We start from the raw sequence: 20473 nt of genomic DNA, 5'->3' as shown, positions 1-20473 counted from the left end.
ACCACCATGTCCCTAGAACAATGGCAGGGCCGCAGCGCCCTGGTGGTCGATGACTCCCGTACCCAGCAGTATGAGGTGACCTGTCTGCTGCAAGAGCTGGGCTTTGGCCAGATCCATCTGGCCAACGATGGTCAGGATGCCCTCAACAAGCTGCAGCAACTGGAGCATGTCGATCTGCTGCTGACCGATCTCAACATGCCGGGCATGGATGGGGTCGAGCTCATCAGCCAGCTGGAGAAGCACACCGGCTATCAGATGTTTGTCGCCGTGATGAGCGCCGTGGATCGGGATGTGCTGGATGTTATCCACTCCATCGCCGATGCCGGCACGCTGGAGGTGATCGGCGTACTGGCCAAACCGCTCAGAGCCCAGGATCTGCGCAACATGTTGCAGCACTGCGATCCGCGGGTCCATCGGGAGAGCAACAAATGGATGCAGCTCACCTTCACCAGCGACGATGTCCGCCATGCTCTGGAGCAAGGCCAGCTGGTTCCCTTTTTGCAGCCCAAGATCACCATGAGCGATGCCAGCCTCTATGGCTTCGAGGCGCTGGTGCGCTGGCATCACCCCGAGCATGGCACCCTGCCCCCGGTCTGTTTCGTTCATCATCTGGAAGAGGGGCCGCTGGCGCTCGATTTTTTCTACGCCTTCCTGCATGCCACCTGCGAGGCACTCAACAAACTCACTCTGCAAACCGGCCAGCTCAGCTGCTCCATCAACCTGCCGGTCTCACTGCTGACGACCGACAAGCTGGTGGAAACCATGGTAGAGGTCGTGCAGGGCCATCGCCTGCCCTGTCAGGCGATTATCATCGAAGTCACCGAGACCACCTTCATGTCCAACCTCGCCGTGTCGCTCGGTACCCTCGCCCGCCTGCGGCTGCGTGGCTTCGGTGTGGCAATGGATGATTACGGCACCGGCTACTCCTCGATGAAGCAGCTGTCCCGCTGCCCGTTTACCGAAATCAAGATAGACAAGGAGTTTGTCCACGATGCCCATACCAGCCCCAAGAAGCTGGCCATCCTCACCTCCGCCATTGTGATGAGCCAGAAACTGGGGCTCAAAACCGTCGCTGAGGGAGTTGAGAGCGAAGAGGATTGGGATCAGCTGGCCTTGCTGGGGTGTGATTTAGCCCAGGGCTATTACATCAGTCGCCCGCTGCCGGTTGAACAGATTGCACACTGGTTCGGCGAGTGGCAGGCAAAAAACGCTATTTATCCGGCAGACCAACCCTGATTGGGAAAATAACTTAAATTTAAGGTGTCGTGTAATTTCGGCATGGAATGCAAATACATCAGCATGAGGCTCTATATGATAAATCTGATCCGTCTTGTATCGATAAAAATGCGACTAATGCTCGCCTTTTTGCTAGTCAACCTGATCCTGATCGGGGTGGGATTTTACGGCAAGCAAAATACTGCAACCGTCAACGACATGTTGAATGACATGTATCTCAACATGCTGGTCCCGATAAAGGATCTATCCAACGCCAATATGCAGGCTATTTATCACAACCGCTCCCTGTTTGATTATGTGATTGAGCCAACCAAACCGGGCATGGATGCCATCTCTCATAAAATGGATGGCTACGAGCAGAAGATGAACGAGCTGCTCAACCAATATCGAGCGACCGAACTGACCGAACCGGAAAAAGTGGTGCTGGCAGATTTTGATCGCGCCTGGCCCCTTTACAAAGAGGCGGCCAAAAAAGCGATGGCGGCCAGCTACGTCAATGATAACGACAGCGCGGTCAAATTGATGAAGGGTGAAGCAGCTGCGACCTTTCAGGTCGTCGATGACATCCTCAGCAAGCTGGTGGATATCAACCAGGGGCTGGCTAAAAAAGCCTATGACGATAGCGATGTGATCGTCGCCGATATCACCACAGCGACCTACACCATCATCGCCATTTCGGTCGCCCTCTCGGTAGTGCTTGGCTGGCTGCTTAGTCAGAGCATCAACCCGCCGCTTGGCAACATCATGGAAGAATTGAAACAATTGGCCGCCGGTTATCTCACTGGCAGTGATAATCGTGACGGGCAAGACGAGATCACCCAGATGCAGATCTCCATGGGCAATGCCCGCCGCAGCCTGCGCAACATCGTATCCACCATGCAGCAAGCCGCCGAAGGGCTCACGGCCAGCTCCTCCCAACTGGTTGCCGCAGCGCAGCAAGTCAACACCAGCTCCCAGCAGCAATCACTGGCGACCGCCAACACAGCCGCATCGGTAGAAGAGCTGACCACCTCGGTCTCTCAGCTCTCCTCCTTTGCCAATCAGGCCAACAGCGTGGTAATGGAGTCCGGTGAAATCGCTCACGCCGGTGAGGAGCAGGTCAAGCGGGCGTCACAGGAGGTGGTGCGCGTTACCAATGCGGTCAACGATTCCGCCAAACAGGTACAGGGATTGTTTGATGACATCACTCGCATCAGCCAGATCTCGGTGATGATCCAGGGGGTCGCCGATCAGACCAACCTGCTGGCGCTCAACGCGGCTATCGAGGCCGCCCGGGCTGGCGACATGGGCCGCGGCTTTGCGGTCGTTGCCGACGAGGTGCGTACGCTGGCGGCCCGCACCACGCAGGCCACCCAGGAGATCAACGAGATGCTCCAGTCAATCCAGCAGGGGGCAACCGGCGCGGTCAAGGGGATGAACGCCTGCTCCGACAGCATGGGCACGGTACGCGAGACTACCGACAACTCCAGCCACACCATGGCGCAGGTCGATCAGAGCTCCCGCAAGGTGGTGGGCCTTATTCAGGAGATCAGCTCCATGCTGCATGAGCAGGCGGCAGCCAGCCAGCTGATCGCCCAGTCGGTCGAGGAGATCACCCAGATGTCGCTGGAAAACGTCTCGGCCGCCGAGAGCGTCAACCACGATGCCTCCCAGCTGACCGACATCATCAAACAGCTCGACGAGGGGATCCGCTTCTTCAAGGTGTAAGAGGGGATCAAAACAGGATCAGATGCAAAGTGGCGGGCAATCCCGCCACTTTTTTATTTCAACTTCACTCAGGGCAACGCCCCGTCTCGATTACCAGACACGCAATCAAGCCATTTGCCAAACAACGGCGGCATCACTATCCGGGAAAATGAAATATAAGCAAATAACGGGGTAACACTGTGAGGAAATAGAGGCAGATAAATGGAACTGAGAATGGCGGCGACAGGGCGCCGCTTTTAGTTGACCTGACGATTTTAGCTGACCTGACGATATTGCTCGGTCAGGACAATACGAGGGGTCATCCGGTTATTCATCACCTTGATAACGCCAAAACGGGACAAGGTTTTGCTGGTTGTCAGTACAAAATCCTGAGTCAGGTTCATGCAGACACTCGCCTGGTCGCCCGCTTCAATGACCATAAACTCCCCTCTGCCGTGGGGTGTATTCATCCAGACCAGATCGCCATTTTGTGGCGATATAACCGAGTGTTGTTCACCAAAAAACCAGCTTTGTGGCATCAGGGGTTTATAAAAACGGCTCACTGCGATGGCATTAAGTACCAACTGAACCTGATGAGGAATACTCCACGCCAGTTCTGCCGCTTTATCCATCAATTGATAATAGAGCGCCGCATCATCGACACAAAAAGGCTGGGTGGTAAATGAACTGGGTACCAATTGCCGCCCTTTATATTCGGTGGCAAATAGCATGTTATCAGACAGGTCCAACATCAGACGGTCATTCTGGGCATCATAGTGCCATTGCCAGCTATCGGTCGGTTGGATAAGCATGCGGGAGCCCTTACTTGATAATTACCAGTTGACTTTATTCCATATGCAGGAAATCAGCAACGTCAAATAAAGGGCTCCCCAACTATTTCTTAAATATTGGTCACAATCTCTTTGACCAGACCCGGCCCTTTATAAATAAAACCGCTATAAATTTGTACCAGACTGGCTCCGGCAGCCAATTTTTCCCGCGCCGCCATGGCACTATCGATACCACCGACCCCGATAACTGGCAGAGCGCCATCAAGCGCTTTGGCCAGATGACGGATCACCTCGGTGCTCTTGTGCTGCAGCGGACGACCACTCAGGCCACCCGCCTCACCGGCATGGGGCATGTCGTAAATCATCTCGCGCTCGAGGGTGGTATTGGTGGCGATGACACCATCGATGCCATTGCGAACCAGCGAAGCGGCAACCTGATCTATTTCCTCGAAGCTCAAATCCGGCGCAATTTTTACCGCCAGCGGCACATATTTTTTATATTGGGCAGCCAGTTCTTGTTGGCGGGTTTTCAGCGCGGCGAGCAATTCATCGAGCGCCTCGCCATATTGCAGCGAACGCAAACCCGGGGTGTTGGGGGATGAGATATTGACGGCGATATAACCGGCATGGTCATACACCTTGTCCATGCAGAAGAGGTAATCATCCTTGCCCTGCTCGATGGGTGTATCTTTGTTTTTGCCGATATTGATGCCAATTACCCCCTGATATTTGGCCTCTTTGACCCGCGCGACCAGATGATCAACCCCCTTGTTGTTGAATCCCATCCGGTTGATGATCCCCTCTGCTGGAATAACCCGGAACAGGCGCGGTTTGTCATTGCCGCTTTGCGGTCTGGGGGTAACGGTACCTACCTCGATAAAGCCAAATCCCATGGCCCCCAATGCATCAATACACTCCCCATCTTTATCCAGACCGGCCGCCAACCCCACCGGATTGGCAAAAGAAAGCCCCATAACAGTGACGGGGCGTTTCGGCAAATTCTGGCGGAAGAAACAATCGAGTGGCGTACCGAGAAGGCGGGGCAAATATTTCATGGAGAGATCGTGAGCCTGTTCCGGATTGAGTTTGAACAGGAAATGCCTGGCGATGGGGTACAACATCTTTGCTCCTTAAAGAAAGCCCCGGCAACTGGCCGGGGCTTTGGGTGTTATGCCGCTGTTATGCTTTCAGGCAATTACAGTGATCGGCAATTCAACTGGAGCAGGTTCAACTCTCGCAAGGCCACCGAGAACTTGGCGAACTCGTGAGTGCTGGTGGTCTTGAAGTCGGCCAACATATGGGTCCAACGGGACAAGAGTTGTTCATGCTCCGAAATCCAGTCGGCCAGTATGGTAGCGCATTCTCCCTGATCTTTGCACCCTTCCAGTACCACGGAAGTGAGGCTGCGCTGCTGCCAGTCCAGATCTTCGCGGAAGGAGGCTCGCGCCATCGCCTGCCAGTGGTTGCCAACCGGCTGATGGTTGATCTGGTCGAGGAACCAGTGCAGATCCAGCTTGGCGCCAAGGCGGTAGTAGACATTGGCGGCGCGCAGGATGTCGGTCTTGTGCTCCGCGGCAATCTGCGCCAGATCCAGAGTGGAGAAAAGGCTGCTCATATGAGCGACCTGACGGGCGATGGCCTCCGGCACCTGTTTCTCCACCAGCTTCTGCACTGCCAGCTTGTGCTCGGCTACTTCACTCTCATCCATGACCTCATAGAGGTGCTGACTCAAGGTTTCGAAGGCCGGACGGAAGAAGGCGATGTTCTCGCTGATGCTCCAGCTGCGGTTGCGGGCACGCAGGAACCAGCGGGTGGCGCGGCGCACAATGCGGCGGCTGTAGAACATCAGCTCGAGCTGGGTTTCTGCCCCCACCAGGTTGTCACACCCTTCGATGTCGCGCCACAGCCGGTTCATGCCAAACACCTCGCGGGCCATGGCAAAGCAGCAGGCCACTTCGGCGACCGAGGCTCCGGTCTCGTCCTTCATCCGGCTAGCGAAGTTGAGCCCCATGTCGTTGACCAGCATGTTGGCGACCCGGGTCGCAATGATCTCGCCCCGCAGCGGATGCTGGGCCAGTGCCGCACCGAACTGCTGCTGCAGTTTGGGCGGGAAGCTGGTGACCAGCATGTTGGCGAGGAACGGCTCGTCGGTCACTTCCGGGCAGTTGAGCTGCTCTTTCAGTACCATCTTGCCGTACGCCACCAGCACCGCCAGCTCGGGTCGGGTCAGCCCCTGCCCTGCCGCCATCCGCTCGGAGAGTTCCTCATCGGATGGCAGGAACTCCAGCGCACGATCGAGCTTGCCCTCCCGCTCCAGCCCCTGAATAAAGCGCTGCTGCTCTTTGAGTTGTTCAGAGCCGCGGAAGCTGGTGACCGAGATGGACTGGGACTGGCGATAGGCGTTGGTGATGACAATCTGCGCCACATCGTCGGTCATATCAAAGAGCATCTGGTTACGCTGCTTGAGCGTCATATCCCCGGCTGCCACCAACTGGTTCAGCAGGATCTTGATGTTCACCTCGTTATCGGAGCAGTCCACGCCGCCCACGTTGTCAGTAAAATCGGTATTGATGCGGCCGCCCTGACTGGCGTACTCCACCCGGCCAAGCTGGGTAAAGCCGAGGTTACCGCCCTCACCCACGATGCGGGCACGCAGATCGCGGCCATTGACCCGCAATGCATCGTTGCTGCGATCACCGACCTCGGCGTCGCTCTCGCGGGCGCTCTTCACGTAGGTGCCGATACCGCCGTTCCACAGCAGGTCGATATTCAGGCAAAGCAGTGCCTTGATCAGCTCGTTCGGCGCCATGCTGGCCTTGTCGGTACCGAGCAGGGTCTGCATCTCAGGAGTGAGCTTGATGGACTTGGCCGAGCGCAGGAAGATGCCGCCCCCTGCCGAGATCAGGCTTTTGTCGTAGTCATCCCAGGTCGAGGTCGGCAGCTCGAACAGACGCTTGCGCTCGACAAAGCTCCTGGCCGAATCCGGGTTGGGGTCGACGAAGATGTGCATGTGGTTGAACGCGCCCACCAGTCGGGTGTGCTCGGAGAGCAGCATGCCGTTGCCGAACACGTCGCCCGCCATGTCGCCAATCCCGACGCAGGTAAAATCGGTGGTCTGGCAGTTGATACCCAGCTCGCGGAAGTGGCGCTTGACCGACTCCCATGCGCCGCGGGCGGTGATGCCCATCTTCTTGTGGTCATAACCGACCGAACCGCCGGAGGCGAACGCGTCACCCAGCCAGTGGCCATACTCCAAGCTGATTTCGTTGGCGATATCGGAGAAGGTGGCCGTCCCCTTGTCGGCAGCCACCACCAGGTAGTAGTCATCCTCGTCGTGACGCACCACATCCTTGGGCGGGATCACTTCGCCAGCGATGATGTTGTCGGTCACATCGAGCAGACCGCGGATAAACAGGCGATAGCAGGCCTTGCCCTCTTCCTGAATAACGGCGCGGGGGGCGCCTGCCGGCATCTGCTTGCAGTAGAAGCCACCCTTGGCCCCCACCGGCACGATGACGGTGTTCTTCACCTGCTGGGCTTTGACCAGACCCAGCACTTCAGTGCGGAAGTCTTCTTTGCGATCGGACCAGCGCAGGCCACCACGAGCTACCTTGCCCCAGCGCAGGTGTACCCCTTCCACTCGTGGCGAGTAGACAAAGATTTCGAACTTGGGCAGCGGCAGCGGCATGTCGGTAATGCTGGACGGCGCCAGCTTGAAGGAGATGTAGGGCTTGATGTTGCCCGCCTTGTCCAGCTGGTAGTAGTTGGTGCGCAGGGTGGCGTCGATCATCTCCACGTAGCGGCGAATGATACGATCGTCATCGAGGTTGGCCACCTGATCCAGCTTGGCGGCAAGTTCCTCGTGCAGTCTGGCCCCGGTTTCCGCATGGCGGGGCATGGCCGGATTGAGACGCTGCTCGAACAGCCCAAACAGCAGGCCGGCGATATCGGGATAGCGGGTCAGGGTCTCTTCGATATAGGACTGGCTGAAGGAGACGCCGGTCTGGCGCATGTATTTGGCATAGGCGCGCAGCACCGAGACCTGACGGCCAGTGAGACCCGCCCCCAGTACCAGTCGGTTGAAGCCGTCATCTTCCAGCTGCTTGTTCCAGATGGCCGCGAAGGCCTCCTGGAAGCGCTGCTGGCTCTGCTCCAGATCGAACGGCTGATCGCTGTGTAACAGCATGGAGAAATCGAGGATCCAAAACAGCTCGCCCGCCGGAGTACGCACCTGATAGGGGGTCTCGCCAATGACACGCAGCCCCATGTTCTCCAGCATCGGCAACACGTCGGAGAGGTGGATAGGTTCGGTGCGGTGGAACAGCTTGAGGCGTACCCGGCGATCGTTCTCCTCTTCCTGAGCACGGTAGAACAACATGCCGAGTGGCTCGGCTTCACTCAAGTTGTCCAGCGCCATGATGTCGGCCACGGCAGAGCCCGGCAGCACATCTTCCTTGTAAGCGCGGGGGAAGGCGGTGCTGAAACGGCGACGCAGTTCGTTGCCGCGCGCTTCGCCATAGTGGGAGAGCAGCACGGAGTCGAGTCTGTCATCCCAGCTGCGGGCCGCTTCAATCAGGTTGTTCTGTACTTCGTTCACATCCACATCCACGTTGTTGTTGTTAACCCGCACTATGTAGTGAGTCCGTGCCAGCACGCCCTCGGTGAAGTAGACGTTGAACTCCACCTCTTCGCTGCTGCCGAAATATTGTTGCAGGATCTGCTGGGTCTTGATCCGCAGCGCGGTGTTGTAGCGCTCCTTGGTGACATAAACCATGCAGGAGAAGAAGCGACCATAGACATCGCGGCGCACAAACAGGCGCAGCATGTCCCGCTCCTGCATCTCCAGCACACCCAGACCGGTAGCCAGCAGCTCCTCTTCGCGGGCCTGGATCAGCTCGTCACGGGGATAGGTTTCCAGCACGTTCAGCAGCGCCTTGTAGGCGTGGGAGCCCTTCTCATGGCCGGAAGAGGCCATGATGCGCTCGAGACGATGGCTGATAAGCGGGATCTGGGTCGCACTGGTGTTGTAGATGGAGGAGGCATACAGACCGATAAAGCGATCTTCCCCCACCACCTTGCCATGCTCGTCGAAGCGCTTGATGCCGATGTAATCCACATAAGCCGGGCGATGAACACGGGATTTGCTGTTGGATTTGGTGAGGATCAGCAGATCCTGACTCAGCGCTGCGTGACGGGCGCTGGCCGGCATATTGCCAAGGCGCTGCCCCTCATCCTTGATGGAGTTCTTCATCAGGCCGAGACTGGAGTTCGCCTGCGGCAGGATCTCGTGATCCCCCTCCACCGCCTTGACGTCGTAGCGGCGATAGCCCATCAGGGTGAAGTTATGGGCCGCCACCCATTTGAGAAACGCGATGCAGGAGTTGACCTCCTCCTGACTCACCGGATGGTTGCGCTTTGGCAGCTCGTCGATGATTTCATTGAGCTTGGCCAGCATCGGCTGCCAGTCGCCGACCGCCAGCGCAACTTCGCCAGCCACGGATTTCAGTTCGGCTGCCAGCGCTTCCATCTGCGCTTCGCTGGTAAGGTGATCGATTTCGATGAGGAAGGCGGTTTCGACCGATGTCTGCCCGTCGGTATTGCCGAGATCCAGAATGGCGCTGATCTTGCCTTCTTCGCCGCGGATCAGGTGCAGCGGCTGGTGCAGCATCATGTGGGCGGTGATATTGAGACGCTTGAGCGCCATCCGGATGGAGTCCACCAAGAAGGGAGAATCCTGCAGGATCACCTCGACGATGGTGTGGGGGGACTGCCAGCCATGGCGAGTCAGCTCGGGGTTGTAGACCCGGATATAGGGTTCGGTTCCGCTACGCTGATTGAGGGCATTCCAGAGGCTAAGCGCCGCGCCGTAGAGATCGCTGTCGTTGCGATCATGCATGTCGGAGCTCGCCATGTTGCCGTAAAACTTGGCCACGAAGCATTCGACCAGAGAGGCACTCTTCTTGGGCAGTTTTTGATGGATCAGGCCGAGAACGTTTTCGAGCAGAACTGAGGTAGGGGCGTCTTTCAATGCCATTTTTATATTCCTTATCGGACGACATTAACCACCGACGCAGAGGCAACCACCCTGGTTACCCGCTGGTGCAGAGTTGTTGCGAAGTGTAATGGCTTGGATCAAGGAAGGCGAGAGAAGATGCTAACGGACTGTTAAAAACAAGGTGCAGATCACGGCTTAAACTGTGAGATATTTTGCCAACAGGCAAAAAAACAGAAATTCCCACTGCCTTTGTGCCACTTTTCCGGATAGATAGTGAGCACAATCAGATAATCAGTCGGTAAACTGTTCGTTTTTTGTTAACTTATGCGTTCGAGGCTGATAAAGCGATAATCGTCCTGCGTTTTGAGGCGAAAATAGCCATGTACCCCGCTGATAGCGACAAAAGGCCGGATTTTATCGATGCCAAGCTCGATGGTCAGCCCCTGTTCACTGCGCACCACCAGTCGTCTGGCGTGCCCCTGATACATCAACATCACCTCGTCACTGCTCAGCGACAGCCGAAAGGTAAATTGCTTCACGTTTACTCCCGATAGATGCCCTGTTTACCCCGCTGGCAAGCAGAGAGGATCAAAAAACGGGGCAGAGGATGACACTCCCCTGCCCCGTCGATGTTACTGCTGCAGCGCCTTGCTCACTTTTTCGAACAGATCCCGCGCCAACCCTTCGAGGTTGGCCAGGCGGGTCAGCTCGGCACGGATCAGCCCCTTGCGCCCCTCATCGAGTCGCTTGAACTGGATAAGCGGGGTGATGAGGCGGGAAGCGACCTGCGGGTTGACCTCGTTGAGCTCGATCAGCAGATCGGTCAGGAAGCGATAGCCGCGACCATCGATGGCGTGGAACTGCACCTGGTTGTTCATGGCAAAGCTGCCGACCAGTGCACGCAGACGGTTCGGGTTGCGAATGCTGAAGGTCGGGTGAGCCATCGCCTGCTGCACCTCGCTCAGCACATCTTCCGCCGGCTTGCTACCCACCAGACGCAGCCAGTTATCCAGCACCAGACCATCCCGGGCCCACTTGCCTTCAAAATCGGCCAGCAGCTCGGAGCGGCACGGCAACAGATAGCTGTTGGCGACCTGCAACGCCGCCAGAGTGTCGGTCATGTTGTCGGCGGCGGCATATTGTTGGCGCACCAGCAGGTCGGCACTGCCAGCATCGAGGGCCGCCAGATAGCCGAGCACCACGCTCTTGAGCGCGCGTTTGGCCATATCGGCATGCACCACCTGATAACCCGGCAGATGAAGGCTCTCGTAGGTCACCAGCAGCTGGTCGCCAAAGGCTTGCGCCAGCGAGGTGGTGATCTCGTTGCGCACCTGATGGATGGCATCGATATCCGCCACCTCAAACAGTTCGGCCAGGGTCGCCTCACCCGGCAGGGTCAGGATCTCCGCCTTGAGCGCCGGATCGAGTTCGGCATCTTCCAGAATGGCGATAAAGGCTGTCAGCAGGGTTTGGGAGAGCTCAACCCCCTGTCCATGCTGCACCCGGGCTACCCCGTCGATAACCGCCTTGTTGATCAGCATCTGCGCCGCATCCCAGCGGGCAAATTCGTTGCGGGCATGGCGCATCAGGAAGGCCAGCGCCTCATCGCTGTAATCAAAATGCAGCTTGACCGGCGCGGAGAAGTCCCGCAGCAGGGAGGGAACCGGCTTGACCGGCACCTGATCGAACACGAAGGTCTGCTCTGACTCCAGCACGTCGAGCACGTTGCCGATGGCCTTGCCCTGATACTGCAGCGCAATAACGGCGCCCTGCTCGTCATAGAGTTCGATATCGAGCGGAATGTGCAGCGGCAGCTTTTGCGGTTGATCCTGAGTCGGCGGCGTGTGCTGGCTCACGTGCAGACGGTAAACACCGCTCGCAACATCGTACTCGTCGGTCACGTTCAGCTCGGGGGTGCCGGACTGGCTGTACCAGCGGCGGAAACGGCCGAGATCAACCCCGGAGGCATCCTCCATCGCCTGCACGAAATCATCGCAGGTGGCCGCCGAACCATCGTGACGCTCGAAGTAGAGGCGCATACCCGCCTGGAAGGCGGTCTCCCCCAGCAGGGTGTGCATCATGCGGATCACTTCCGACCCTTTCTCATAGACGGTCAGGGTGTAGAAGTTGTTCATCTCGATCACCACATCCGGACGGATGGGGTGCGCCATGGGGCCCGCGTCTTCGGCAAACTGCGGCCCGCGCATGGTGCGCACGTTGTCGATGCGGTTGACGCCACGAGAGCCCAGATCGGAGGAGAACTCCTGATCCCGGAACACCGTCAACCCCTCTTTCAGGCTGAGCTGGAACCAGTCGCGGCAGGTCACGCGGTTGCCGGTCCAGTTATGGAAATATTCGTGACCGATCACCCGTTCGATATCGTTGTAGTCGTTGTCGGTGGCGGTCGCCGGGTTGGCCAGTACGAAACGGGAGTTGAAGATATTCAGCCCCTTGTTCTCCATCGCACCCATGTTGAAGAAGTCCACTGCAACGATCATGTAGATGTCGAGATCATACTCGAGGCCAAAGCGCTGCTCGTCCCAGCGCATCGAGTTGATGAGGCTCTCCATGGCAAAACCGGCGCGATCCAGATTGCCTTTGTCGACGAAGATCTCGAGAGCCACCTTGCGACCGCTTTTGGTGACGTAATGGTTGCGCTCCACGTCGAAATCACCGGCTACCAGGGCAAACAGGTAGCTGGGCTTGGGGAACGGATCCTGCCACTGCACGAAATGGCGGCCGTCGCCCAGATCGCCACTATCTACCTTGTTGCCGTTGGAGAGCAGGAAGGGATATTTGGCTTTGTCGGCGGTGATGCGGGTGCTGTAGCGCGCCAGAATGTCGGGGCGATCCAGATAGTAGGTAATGCGGCGAAAGCCCTCCGCTTCGCACTGGGTACAGTAGGCATCACCCGATTTGTAGAGCCCTTCCAGCGCGGTGTTGGCGGCCGGATCCAGCAGGGTGACGATGGTCAGTACGCACTCGGCGGGCAGATTGAAGATGGTCAGGGAGCTCTCGCCCTGCTCGTAGTGTTCGCAGGGGATGCCATCGATGGCGATGCTCTCTAGCGTCAGCTGCTCACCATCCAGTACCAGCGGCGCATTGTGCTCGCCGTTTCGGCGGATACGGGTAATGGCAGTGACCCGGGTCTGTGGCTCCTGCAGCTGGAAATCGAGGTCGATGGTGTCGATCCAGTAGAGCGGTGCCTGATAGTCCTGACGATATTTGGCCGTCATGGCCTGGGAGTGATCGTTCATTATTGTCTGCTTCCACGCTTGTTAAAGGCGAGAAAGAGGCTGTCACAACCAACTGGCAGGGTCAAACAATTTGCAGCAGACAAAAAGAAAGGGCGACTTGCGTCGCCCTTGCTCGTTATCTCAGTCAGATCAGCTGCGTTTGCCGGTCTTGGCCAGATCTGCCGTAATATTGGCCGCTTCGACCAGATATTCGTCAGGGGCCTCAAAATCGGCAGGCAGTTCATCCAGGCTCTTCACCGGCGGCTTGCCAAGGCGAGCCAGTCGCTCATTGGTACGCTTGAGCGCTTTCTCATCCTGCTTGGCCTGCTCTGCCAGACGTACCGCTTCATTGAGGGAGACTGACTTCTTGTCCTTCTCCTCCTTGTAGTCGGCAATGTCCTGCATCACGTAGGCAAACTCGGGATCCTTGGCGATGCGTGCATCGTGGGCCGACTTCAGCTTGGGCAGCAAACTGGCAAAGTTGCCGAGCTTGTCATACTTGGCCGACGCAATCTTGTCCCAAGGCAGAGCATTGAACTCGCGGCTCTCACCCGTCTCTTCCGGTGCAACCGGTGTCGGGAAGCTGATATCCGGTGCAACCCCCTTGTTCTGGGTACTGCCACCGTTGATCCGGTAGAACTTGGCGATGGTGTACTGCACGTGACCCAGCGGCTGCTCGTAGAAGTCGTAGACCTTGGCGAGGCTGCGATGCTGCTGCACCGTCCCCTTGCCGAACGAGTTTTCACCCAAGATCAGGGCCCGGCCGTAATCCTGCATGGCTGCCGCAAAGATCTCGGAAGCCGACGCGCTGTAGCGGTCGATCAGTACAGTCATGGGGCCGCCGTAATAGACGTTGCCATCATCATCGCCGTTGACCGTGATACGACCCATGTGATCACGGATCTGAACCACAGGGCCACTGCCGAAGAAGAGGCCGCTCAGGGCAGACGCTTCGGTCAGGGCACCACCACCGTTACCGCGCAGATCGATGATGAGGCCGTCGATTTTCTGCTTGTTGAGGGTGGAGAGCTCCTTGATCACGTCGTCGTGCAGATTGACGTAGAAGCTCGGGATCTCGATAACACCGATCTTCTTGCCTTCGGCGTTAATCACCTTCGACTTGGCCGCGCGATCTTCGAGGCGCACCTTGTCGCGGGTCAGGTCGATCAGCTCGGTCTTGGCGGTTGCCCCCTTGCCACGCTGGATCTCTAGCTTGACCTTGCTCCCCTTGGGCCCCTTGATAAGCTCGACCACGTCATCAAGACGCCAGCCGATCACATCGACAATCTTGCCATCGTCCTGCCCTACCCCGGTGATCTTGTCATCAGGCTTGAGGCGGTTGGACTTGGCAGCCGGGCCGCCGGGAACCAGCGAGCGAATGACGGTGAAATCATCCTCTGCCTGCAACACGGCACCAATCCCCTCAAGCGAGAGGTTCATCTCGGTATTGAAACGATCGGCACTGCGCGGAGAGAGATAACTGGTGTGCGGTTCGATGGCACGAGCGAAGGAGTTCATGAAGAGCTGGAATACATCCTCGCTCTCGGTCTGGGACATCCGCTTGATGGCGTTGTTGTAACGCTTGCCAAGCAGCTCCTTGATCTCGGGCCACTCCTTGCCGCTGAGCTTGAGGCTCAGGGCATCGAACTTGACCCGTTGACGCCACAACTCATTGAGTTCAGCCTCATCTTTTGGCCAAGCCGCCCCTTCCCGATCAAACACATAGTTGTCGTTCTGGGTGAAATCAAAAGGAGTATCGAGCAGTTTGAGGGCGTATTCGTACCGCTCATAACGTCGCTGCTGACTCAGGTTGAACATCTCGTAGGCGGGCGCCAGACGGCCTCTTTCAAGGTCGGTGTCAAAACCGTTACGGTACTTTTCAAAACGGCTGATATCAGAGGCCAAAAACAGGTTGCGGCTGTAATCCAGGTTCTCCAGATACTTGTCGAAGATCACGGAGGAGAAGGCATCATCCAGCTTGAACTGTTTGTAGTGCGAGCGGGTAAACAGATTGGTAATTCGCTTGCTGGCCGTAGCATGTTGGCTCTCTTGAGCCAACACAGGCAAATCACTCTCCTTGAGCACCGGCTCGATGGCCTGTGCAAGCCCGACAAACGCCAGGCTACAGGCAACGAGGGAAAAACGAATTACGCCATGCTTCAACATTTGTCTCCTTAGAGAACCAAGTGCTCTGATTTGACCCGCAGCATCATGCCGGTCTGCAGTTGGACCTGTACATCATCTTTGGTCACTTCCTTGATGGTGGCCGCAACCGGGGATTTACCCATAACAACGCGCACCCCCTGACCCACTTTCAGCGTAGCGGCATCCACTTTTACCAGCGGAGCTTCAGCGACCGGTGCTTTCTCCTGCGCTTTCGGCTTGGCAGCTACATCAGCTTTTTCGGTTTTGCGGGGAGCAGGACGACGCGGCTTCTTGGCCTTTTCATCCTTCTCTTTGGTATTGGTGCGACGGCTGGCAAAGACGCGCTCTTTGCTCTCTTTCAGAGCCTGCTTGGCGTGCTCGATGTGCTCTTCGGTCAGCAGTTCGCCCGGGTTACCATCCAGATCAACGCGAGCCTGACCGGCTTTGAGCCCATGCAGATAGCGCCAGCTGGAGGTGTATTGACGCAGTGCGGAACGCAGCATGGTCTTGGAGACTCTGGCATCGTCAGCAAGACGCTCGGCCAAATCCTGGAAGATGCCAATCTTGAGCGGCTTGGCCTCTCCTTCAGCAACGAAGCAGGCCGGGAATTTCTCGACCAGGTAGGCAACGATCTCTTTACTGTTCTTCAGCTTCTCAGTGTTTTCCATGTATAACCTTGGCTTTCAATAAACGCACGGGCACTTCCCGAGCACAACAAAGGCCCCATTATAGAGAGCTTGGGGCCTTTTGCGAACCATCTAGCAATGACTTAAAGCATGCTTTCCAAAATTTGCACCGTTTCTTCAAGACCAATCCGGTCTTCCTGGTCGAAACGGTTAAAAATCGGACTGTCGATATCCAGCACCCCGATGATCTCGTGACCCCGACGCAGCGGAATCACAATTTCAGCGTTGCTGGCACCGTCACAGGCAATATGTCCCTCGAACTGGTGCACATCATCCACCAACTGGGTCTTGCCCTGGGCAACAGCCGTACCGCAGACACCACGGCCAACCGGGATCCGGACACAGGCCGGCTTGCCCTGGAAGGGCCCCAGCACCAGAGTATCCCCTTGCAACAGATAAAAACCGACCCAGTTGATACCAGTCAACTCCTGATTGAGCAAGGCGGAGAGGTTGGCGAGTTTGGCGATCAGATCTGGCTCCCCTTCCAGCAGCGCCTGCGCTTGCCGGTTGAGGGTACGATAAAAGGCGTTCTTGTCACTCATGATTAAATGCACTTCACTCCCTGTAGACTGAAGGGAAGGTAACCTCTGAGACAAAAATTTCAAATATTTTTTCCAGAGTCCCCCTTCCCTGCCACGACATCACTATTCCCGAGCGACTGAAAGTGCCAGCTGCTGGCGCTGGCCATTGCTCCACTCAATATTGAGCAACCAGACCATCATGGGGGATGTGCAGCTTCCTACCAGCGCATTTGCCTGCCAGCCATTGCCACTTGATTCAAAATTGACAGGGATGGAGCCCATAAACATATCTCGCCCCTCGAGCCAGGCTTTGATCGGTTTAATCCCGGGGTCCCCGCCCTCCAATCGAATAATAAAATCGCGTTCAGCGCGCACAGGTAATTGTGAAATAGCAATTGCCATCGACTTTTCACCAATTAATAGGTCACAACTGCTGTGGGAAAGATCACAAATTTGATCTTTTTTGGGCTCGGAATTTTGTGCGTTATCGGCTGCAAACCAGGTGCGATAGCTCACCAGCGCCACCAGAACGGCCAGCACTAGCACAAGATGCATTACTTTCTGTGCAGTCAGTCTCTCTTTCATCAAAAACACCCTGTAAAGATGTAATAAAAATGGTCTTTTTTTGATCTCGAACAAGGTAAAACAAGCGTGTAAACGAGACTGGGCGGAGCCAAATATATCACTGTTTATACTGTTATTTTACCTGTCAGTTCAGTATCATTCCCATGGAGTTTTCATTTAGCCATCTTTTACTTTTCCTTTCGTTAACAGGTGTTAACAAGTGGTTGAAGATAGCGCGATGAAGTCCGTCCGGTTTGCCGGACAAAAAACCAAACAACAGCAGCATCGGAAGCGGAATATAACGATGAGCCATACAACTAACCATCCTGAGTACAACTACACCGTTGTTCGCCAGTTTACCGTCATGACGATTGTCTGGGGAATTGTCGGCATGTCGGTTGGCGTACTGATCGCAGCCCAGCTTATCTGGCCTGCTCTTAACTTCGACACTCCGTGGCTGACCTACAGTCGTCTGCGGCCCCTCCATACCAACGCGGTGATTTTTGCCTTTGGCGTCAGCGCTCTGATGGCAACGTCGTTCTACGTTGTTCAGCGCACCTGCCAAACCCGGCTGTTTGGTGGCCCGCTGGCGACCTTCGTCTTCTGGGGCTGGCAAGCAATCATCCTGTCGGCTGCCATCTCCCTGCCGCTGGGTTACACCTCCGCCAAGGAGTATGCCGAGCTGGAGTGGCCGATTGACCTGGCCATCACTGTGGTGTGGGTCGCCTACGCCATTGTCTTCTTCGGCACGTTAATGAAGCGCACCACTTCCCACATCTATGTGGCGAACTGGTTCTTCGGCGCCTTCATCATCACGGTCGCCGTGCTGCACATCGTCAACAACATGGAAGTACCGCTCAGTGCCATGAAGTCCTACTCCATGTACTCCGGCGCCATGGACGCCATGGTGCAGTGGTGGTACGGCCACAACGCGGTAGGCTTCCTGCTGACAGCAGGCTTCCTCGGGATGATGTACTACTTCGTGCCCAAGCAGGCTGGACGTCCGGTTTACTCCTACCGTCTCTCCATCGTCCACTTCTGGGCGCTGATCTCTCTCTATATCTGGGCCGGTCCGCACCACCTGCACTACACTGCGCTGCCTGACTGGGCCCAGTCCCTCGGCATGGTCATGTCCCTGATCCTGTTCGTGCCCTCCTGGGGTGGCATGATCAACGGCATCATGACCCTCTCCGGTGCCTGGCACAAGCTGCGTTATGACCCCATCCTGCGCTTCCTGATCGTCTCCCTGTCGTTCTACGGCATGTCGACCTTCGAAGGCCCGATGATGGCGATCAAGACTGTCAACGCCCTCTCCCACTACACCGACTGGACCGTAGGTCACGTTCACTCCGGCGCGCTGGGCTGGGTAGCCATGGTCTCCATCGGTGCGGTTTATCACCTGATCCCGAACCTGTTCGGTCAGGGCCGCATGTACAGCATCAAGCTCATCAACGTCCACTTCTGGCTGGCGACTGTGGGTACCGTGCTCTACATCGTTGCCATGTGGATTTCCGGCGTGATGCAAGGCCTGATGTGGCGTGCAGTCAACGAAGACGGCACTTTGACCTACAGCTTCGTAGAAGCGCTGCAGGCCTCCTATCCCTTCTACTTCGTGCGCTTCCTGGGTGGCTGCTTCTTCGTCACCGGTATGCTGCTGTTGGCCTACAACGCCTATCGCACCATCACTGCGCCCAAAGGTTCCCTGGAACCTGTCGCCCAGCCAGCATGATTGAAGAGGTCCAAGAATGAGCAACAATAACCGTCACGAGATCCTTGAAAAGAACGTTCCTCTGCTGGTGGTGGCCATTATCTTCGCCATCAGCCTGGGGGGCCTGGTTGAAATTACCCCGCTCTTCTTCCAGAAGCAGACCACCGAGCCGGTTGAGGGCCTCAAGCCCTATACCGCACTGCAGATGGAAGGACGCGATATCTTCATTCGCGAAGGCTGCACCAACTGCCATAGCCAGATGATCCGCCCGTTCCGTGCCGAAACCGAGCGTTACGGTCACTACTCGGTTGCCGGCGAGAGCGTGTGGGAGCACCCCTTCCTGTGGGGCTCCAAGCGTACCGGCCCGGATCTGGCCCGCGTAGGTGGTCGCTACTCCGATGCATGGCACCATGCTCACCTCATCAACCCGCGTGATGTGGTTCCCGAGTCCAACATGCCTGCCTATCCCTGGCTCGACACCAATGTGCTGACCGGCGAAATGACTGGCAAAAAACTGGCGCTGTTCCGCGATCACTTCGGTGTGCCATATACCGATGCGGATATTCAGGGTGCAGGGGAAGCAGTTAAAGGCAAGACCGAGCTGGAAGCCCTCATCGCCTATCTCCAATCACTGGGCCATGCCCTGAAATAAGGAGCCTGAGATGGATTACGGCACATTTCGCGGTCTGTATACCCTGCTGTTGATGGCCATCATGATTGGCATCATCGTCTGGGCCTACAGCAAACGCCGCAAGACCTCTTTTGATGAGGCCGCCAATCTGGTGTTTGCCGATGATGAGCAAGCCGGTGCTGATAAAAAGAACGCAGGAGCGAAACAAGAATGAGCACTCTGTTTAGTATTTTCGTAACCGTCATCACCCTGGGGACCATCCTCGGCTGCTTCTTGCTGCTGATGTGGTGCCTCAAGGACAAGATGGGCGTTGAAGAAGGCAAGCCGATGGGCCACTCCTTCGATGGTATCGAGGAGATCAACAACCCGTTGCCGAAGTGGTGGACCTACATGTTCCTCTTCTTCATCGTCACCGGTCTGGTCTATCTGGTCGCCTTCCCGGGTCTTGGCAATTTCAAAGGCCTGCTGGGCTGGCAAAGTTCCAACCAGGACGTACGCTCGCTGGCCGAGTCCAAGGCGGCAACCGAATCAGCCAAGGCTGAAGGTCGCGCCGTGGAGTACGACCGTGAGGTCGCCAAGGCTGACGAGATCTATGGCGCCAAGTTCCGTGAACTGACCTATGAGGCTGATGGCAAGACCTACCGCGCCATCACCGAAATCGCCAAGGATCCGGAAGCCCTCAAAGTGGGTCAGCGTCTGTTCCTGCAGAACTGCTCCCAGTGCCACGGCTCTGACGCCCGCGGTGGTCGCGGTTTCCCGAACCTGACCGACAGCGAATGGCAATGGGGCGGCCAGCCTGATCAAATCAAGACCACTATCATGGGCGGTCGTCAGGGTATCATGGCTGCCTGGGGTGAAATCCTCGGTAAAGACGGTGTGCAAGAGGTGGCGTCCTATGTGCTGAGCCTCTCCGGTCGCAAGGTCGATCTGGTCGAAGCCAAGAAGGGCGAAGCGCGCTTCACCATCTGTGCTGCGTGCCACGGCCCCGATGCCAAGGGCGGTATCGCCGTTGGTGCACCGGACCTGACCAACAACACCTGGCTCTACGGCGGTTCCCGCGAAGTGGTGGTGCAGACCATCACCCACGGTCGCCACGGTGTGATGCCGGCCTGGAAAGACATCCTGGGTGAAGACAAGGTACACCTGCTGGCTTCCTACGTTTACAGCCTGTCCCATCAGCCTGCTAAATAAAGGTCGCTCACATAAGTCGTAACATGTGATAAACACGTGATTACACAGCAAAAAGCCTCGACTCCTCGAGGCTTTTTGTTATC

15 protein-coding genes are annotated in these 20473 nt (G+C 56.8%); 6 read left to right on the top strand and 9 right to left on the bottom strand.

The features are described 5' to 3' along the window. Window positions 1–6: 6 nt before the first annotated feature. Window positions 7–1236, top strand: a complete 1230-nt coding sequence (locus tag BS300_RS00795; protein ID WP_071910091.1) for an EAL domain-containing response regulator — start codon at window positions 7–9, stop codon at window positions 1234–1236. 108 nt (window positions 1237–1344) lie between these two features. Beyond that, entirely contained in the window at window positions 1345–2943 is a 1599-nt protein-coding gene (locus BS300_RS00790) for a methyl-accepting chemotaxis protein (RefSeq protein ID WP_239693782.1), read from the top strand. 254 nt (window positions 2944–3197) lie between these two features. On the opposite strand, the gene BS300_RS00785 is transcribed toward BS300_RS00790, so the two are convergent. The 9 genes from BS300_RS00785 to BS300_RS00745 form a co-directional block, all read right to left on the bottom strand. Beyond that, a complete protein-coding gene (locus tag BS300_RS00785; RefSeq protein WP_071910089.1) occupies window positions 3198–3734 on the bottom strand; it encodes a cell division protein ZapC in 537 nt (178 codons plus the stop codon). A gap of 89 nt (window positions 3735–3823) precedes the next feature. Continuing rightward, entirely contained in the window at window positions 3824–4834 is a 1011-nt protein-coding gene (gene pyrD / locus BS300_RS00780; RefSeq protein ID WP_071910087.1) for a quinone-dependent dihydroorotate dehydrogenase, read from the bottom strand. Window positions 4835–4908: 74 nt separating this feature from the next. Then, a complete protein-coding gene (locus tag BS300_RS00775; protein WP_071910085.1) occupies window positions 4909–9747 on the bottom strand; it encodes an NAD-glutamate dehydrogenase in 4839 nt (1612 codons plus the stop codon). 278 nt (window positions 9748–10025) lie between these two features. Next, window positions 10026–10247, bottom strand: a complete 222-nt coding sequence (locus BS300_RS00770) for a DUF2835 domain-containing protein (protein WP_041207791.1) — start codon at window positions 10245–10247, stop codon at window positions 10026–10028. A 93-nt stretch (window positions 10248–10340) separates the two neighbouring features. Continuing rightward, window positions 10341–12965, bottom strand: a complete 2625-nt coding sequence (gene pepN / locus BS300_RS00765; RefSeq protein ID WP_071910083.1) for an aminopeptidase N — start codon at window positions 12963–12965, stop codon at window positions 10341–10343. A 129-nt stretch (window positions 12966–13094) separates the two neighbouring features. Further along, window positions 13095–15110, bottom strand: a complete 2016-nt coding sequence (gene prc / locus BS300_RS00760) for a carboxy terminal-processing peptidase (RefSeq protein WP_043850781.1) — start codon at window positions 15108–15110, stop codon at window positions 13095–13097. An 8-nt stretch (window positions 15111–15118) separates the two neighbouring features. Further along, window positions 15119–15757, bottom strand: a complete 639-nt coding sequence (proQ, locus tag BS300_RS00755) for an RNA chaperone ProQ (protein WP_033113534.1) — start codon at window positions 15755–15757, stop codon at window positions 15119–15121. Between the two features lie 101 nt (window positions 15758–15858). Then, window positions 15859–16317, bottom strand: a complete 459-nt coding sequence (locus BS300_RS00750) for a GAF domain-containing protein (protein WP_033113533.1) — start codon at window positions 16315–16317, stop codon at window positions 15859–15861. 102 nt (window positions 16318–16419) lie between these two features. Then, the gene (locus BS300_RS00745; RefSeq protein WP_071910081.1) at window positions 16420–16881 is read right to left on the bottom strand and encodes a hypothetical protein; all 462 of its coding nucleotides are present in this window, start codon (window positions 16879–16881) and stop codon (window positions 16420–16422) included. 283 nt (window positions 16882–17164) lie between these two features. Here BS300_RS00745 and ccoN point away from each other — a divergent pair, with 283 nt between their 5' ends. Genes ccoN through ccoP form a run of 4 tightly spaced genes read left to right on the top strand, consistent with a single transcriptional unit; the run spans window position 17165 to window position 20390 of the window. Beyond that, the gene (gene ccoN / locus BS300_RS00740; RefSeq protein ID WP_042031008.1) at window positions 17165–18589 is read left to right on the top strand and encodes a cytochrome-c oxidase, cbb3-type subunit I; all 1425 of its coding nucleotides are present in this window, start codon (window positions 17165–17167) and stop codon (window positions 18587–18589) included. 16 nt (window positions 18590–18605) lie between these two features. Next, the gene (gene ccoO, locus BS300_RS00735; RefSeq protein WP_041207796.1) at window positions 18606–19220 is read left to right on the top strand and encodes a cytochrome-c oxidase, cbb3-type subunit II; all 615 of its coding nucleotides are present in this window, start codon (window positions 18606–18608) and stop codon (window positions 19218–19220) included. A 10-nt stretch (window positions 19221–19230) separates the two neighbouring features. Next, on the top strand, window positions 19231–19413 hold the full coding sequence (locus BS300_RS00730; protein ID WP_041207797.1) for a CcoQ/FixQ family Cbb3-type cytochrome c oxidase assembly chaperone: 183 nt from the start codon (window positions 19231–19233) through the stop codon (window positions 19411–19413). Next, entirely contained in the window at window positions 19410–20390 is a 981-nt protein-coding gene (gene ccoP / locus BS300_RS00725) for a cytochrome-c oxidase, cbb3-type subunit III (RefSeq protein ID WP_041207798.1), read from the top strand. The genes BS300_RS00730 and ccoP overlap by 4 nt, the downstream gene beginning before the upstream one ends. Window positions 20391–20473 lie beyond the last annotated feature (83 nt).

It is taken from the genome of Aeromonas sp. SCS5, assembly GCF_001887375.1.
GTDB classification, from domain to species: domain Bacteria; phylum Pseudomonadota; class Gammaproteobacteria; order Enterobacterales; family Aeromonadaceae; genus Aeromonas; species Aeromonas jandaei.
This window is presented reverse-complemented; position numbering and strand designations above follow the sequence as displayed.

Bases quoted from the DNA above. Each gene is read 5' to 3' on its own strand.
- BS300_RS00750 (WP_033113533.1), bottom strand. From the start codon at position 16,317: ATGAGTGACAAGAACGCCTTTTATCGTACCCTCAACCGGCAAGCGCAG.
- pepN (WP_071910083.1), bottom strand. From the start codon at position 12,965: ATGAACGATCACTCCCAGGCCATGACGGCCAAATATCGTCAGGACTAT.
- ccoN (WP_042031008.1), top strand. From the start codon at position 17,165: ATGAGCCATACAACTAACCATCCTGAGTACAACTACACCGTTGTTCGC.
- BS300_RS00790 (WP_239693782.1), top strand. From the start codon at position 1,345: ATGCGACTAATGCTCGCCTTTTTGCTAGTCAACCTGATCCTGATCGGG.
- BS300_RS00795 (WP_071910091.1), top strand. From the start codon at position 7: ATGTCCCTAGAACAATGGCAGGGCCGCAGCGCCCTGGTGGTCGATGAC.
- BS300_RS00775 (WP_071910085.1), bottom strand. From the start codon at position 9,747: ATGGCATTGAAAGACGCCCCTACCTCAGTTCTGCTCGAAAACGTTCTC.
- ccoO (WP_041207796.1), top strand. From the start codon at position 18,606: ATGAGCAACAATAACCGTCACGAGATCCTTGAAAAGAACGTTCCTCTG.
- proQ (WP_033113534.1), bottom strand. From the start codon at position 15,757: ATGGAAAACACTGAGAAGCTGAAGAACAGTAAAGAGATCGTTGCCTAC.
- pyrD (WP_071910087.1), bottom strand. From the start codon at position 4,834: ATGTTGTACCCCATCGCCAGGCATTTCCTGTTCAAACTCAATCCGGAA.
- BS300_RS00745 (WP_071910081.1), bottom strand. From the start codon at position 16,881: ATGAAAGAGAGACTGACTGCACAGAAAGTAATGCATCTTGTGCTAGTG.
- ccoP (WP_041207798.1), top strand. From the start codon at position 19,410: ATGAGCACTCTGTTTAGTATTTTCGTAACCGTCATCACCCTGGGGACC.
- BS300_RS00730 (WP_041207797.1), top strand. From the start codon at position 19,231: ATGGATTACGGCACATTTCGCGGTCTGTATACCCTGCTGTTGATGGCC.
- BS300_RS00785 (WP_071910089.1), bottom strand. From the start codon at position 3,734: ATGCTTATCCAACCGACCGATAGCTGGCAATGGCACTATGATGCCCAG.
- prc (WP_043850781.1), bottom strand. From the start codon at position 15,110: ATGTTGAAGCATGGCGTAATTCGTTTTTCCCTCGTTGCCTGTAGCCTG.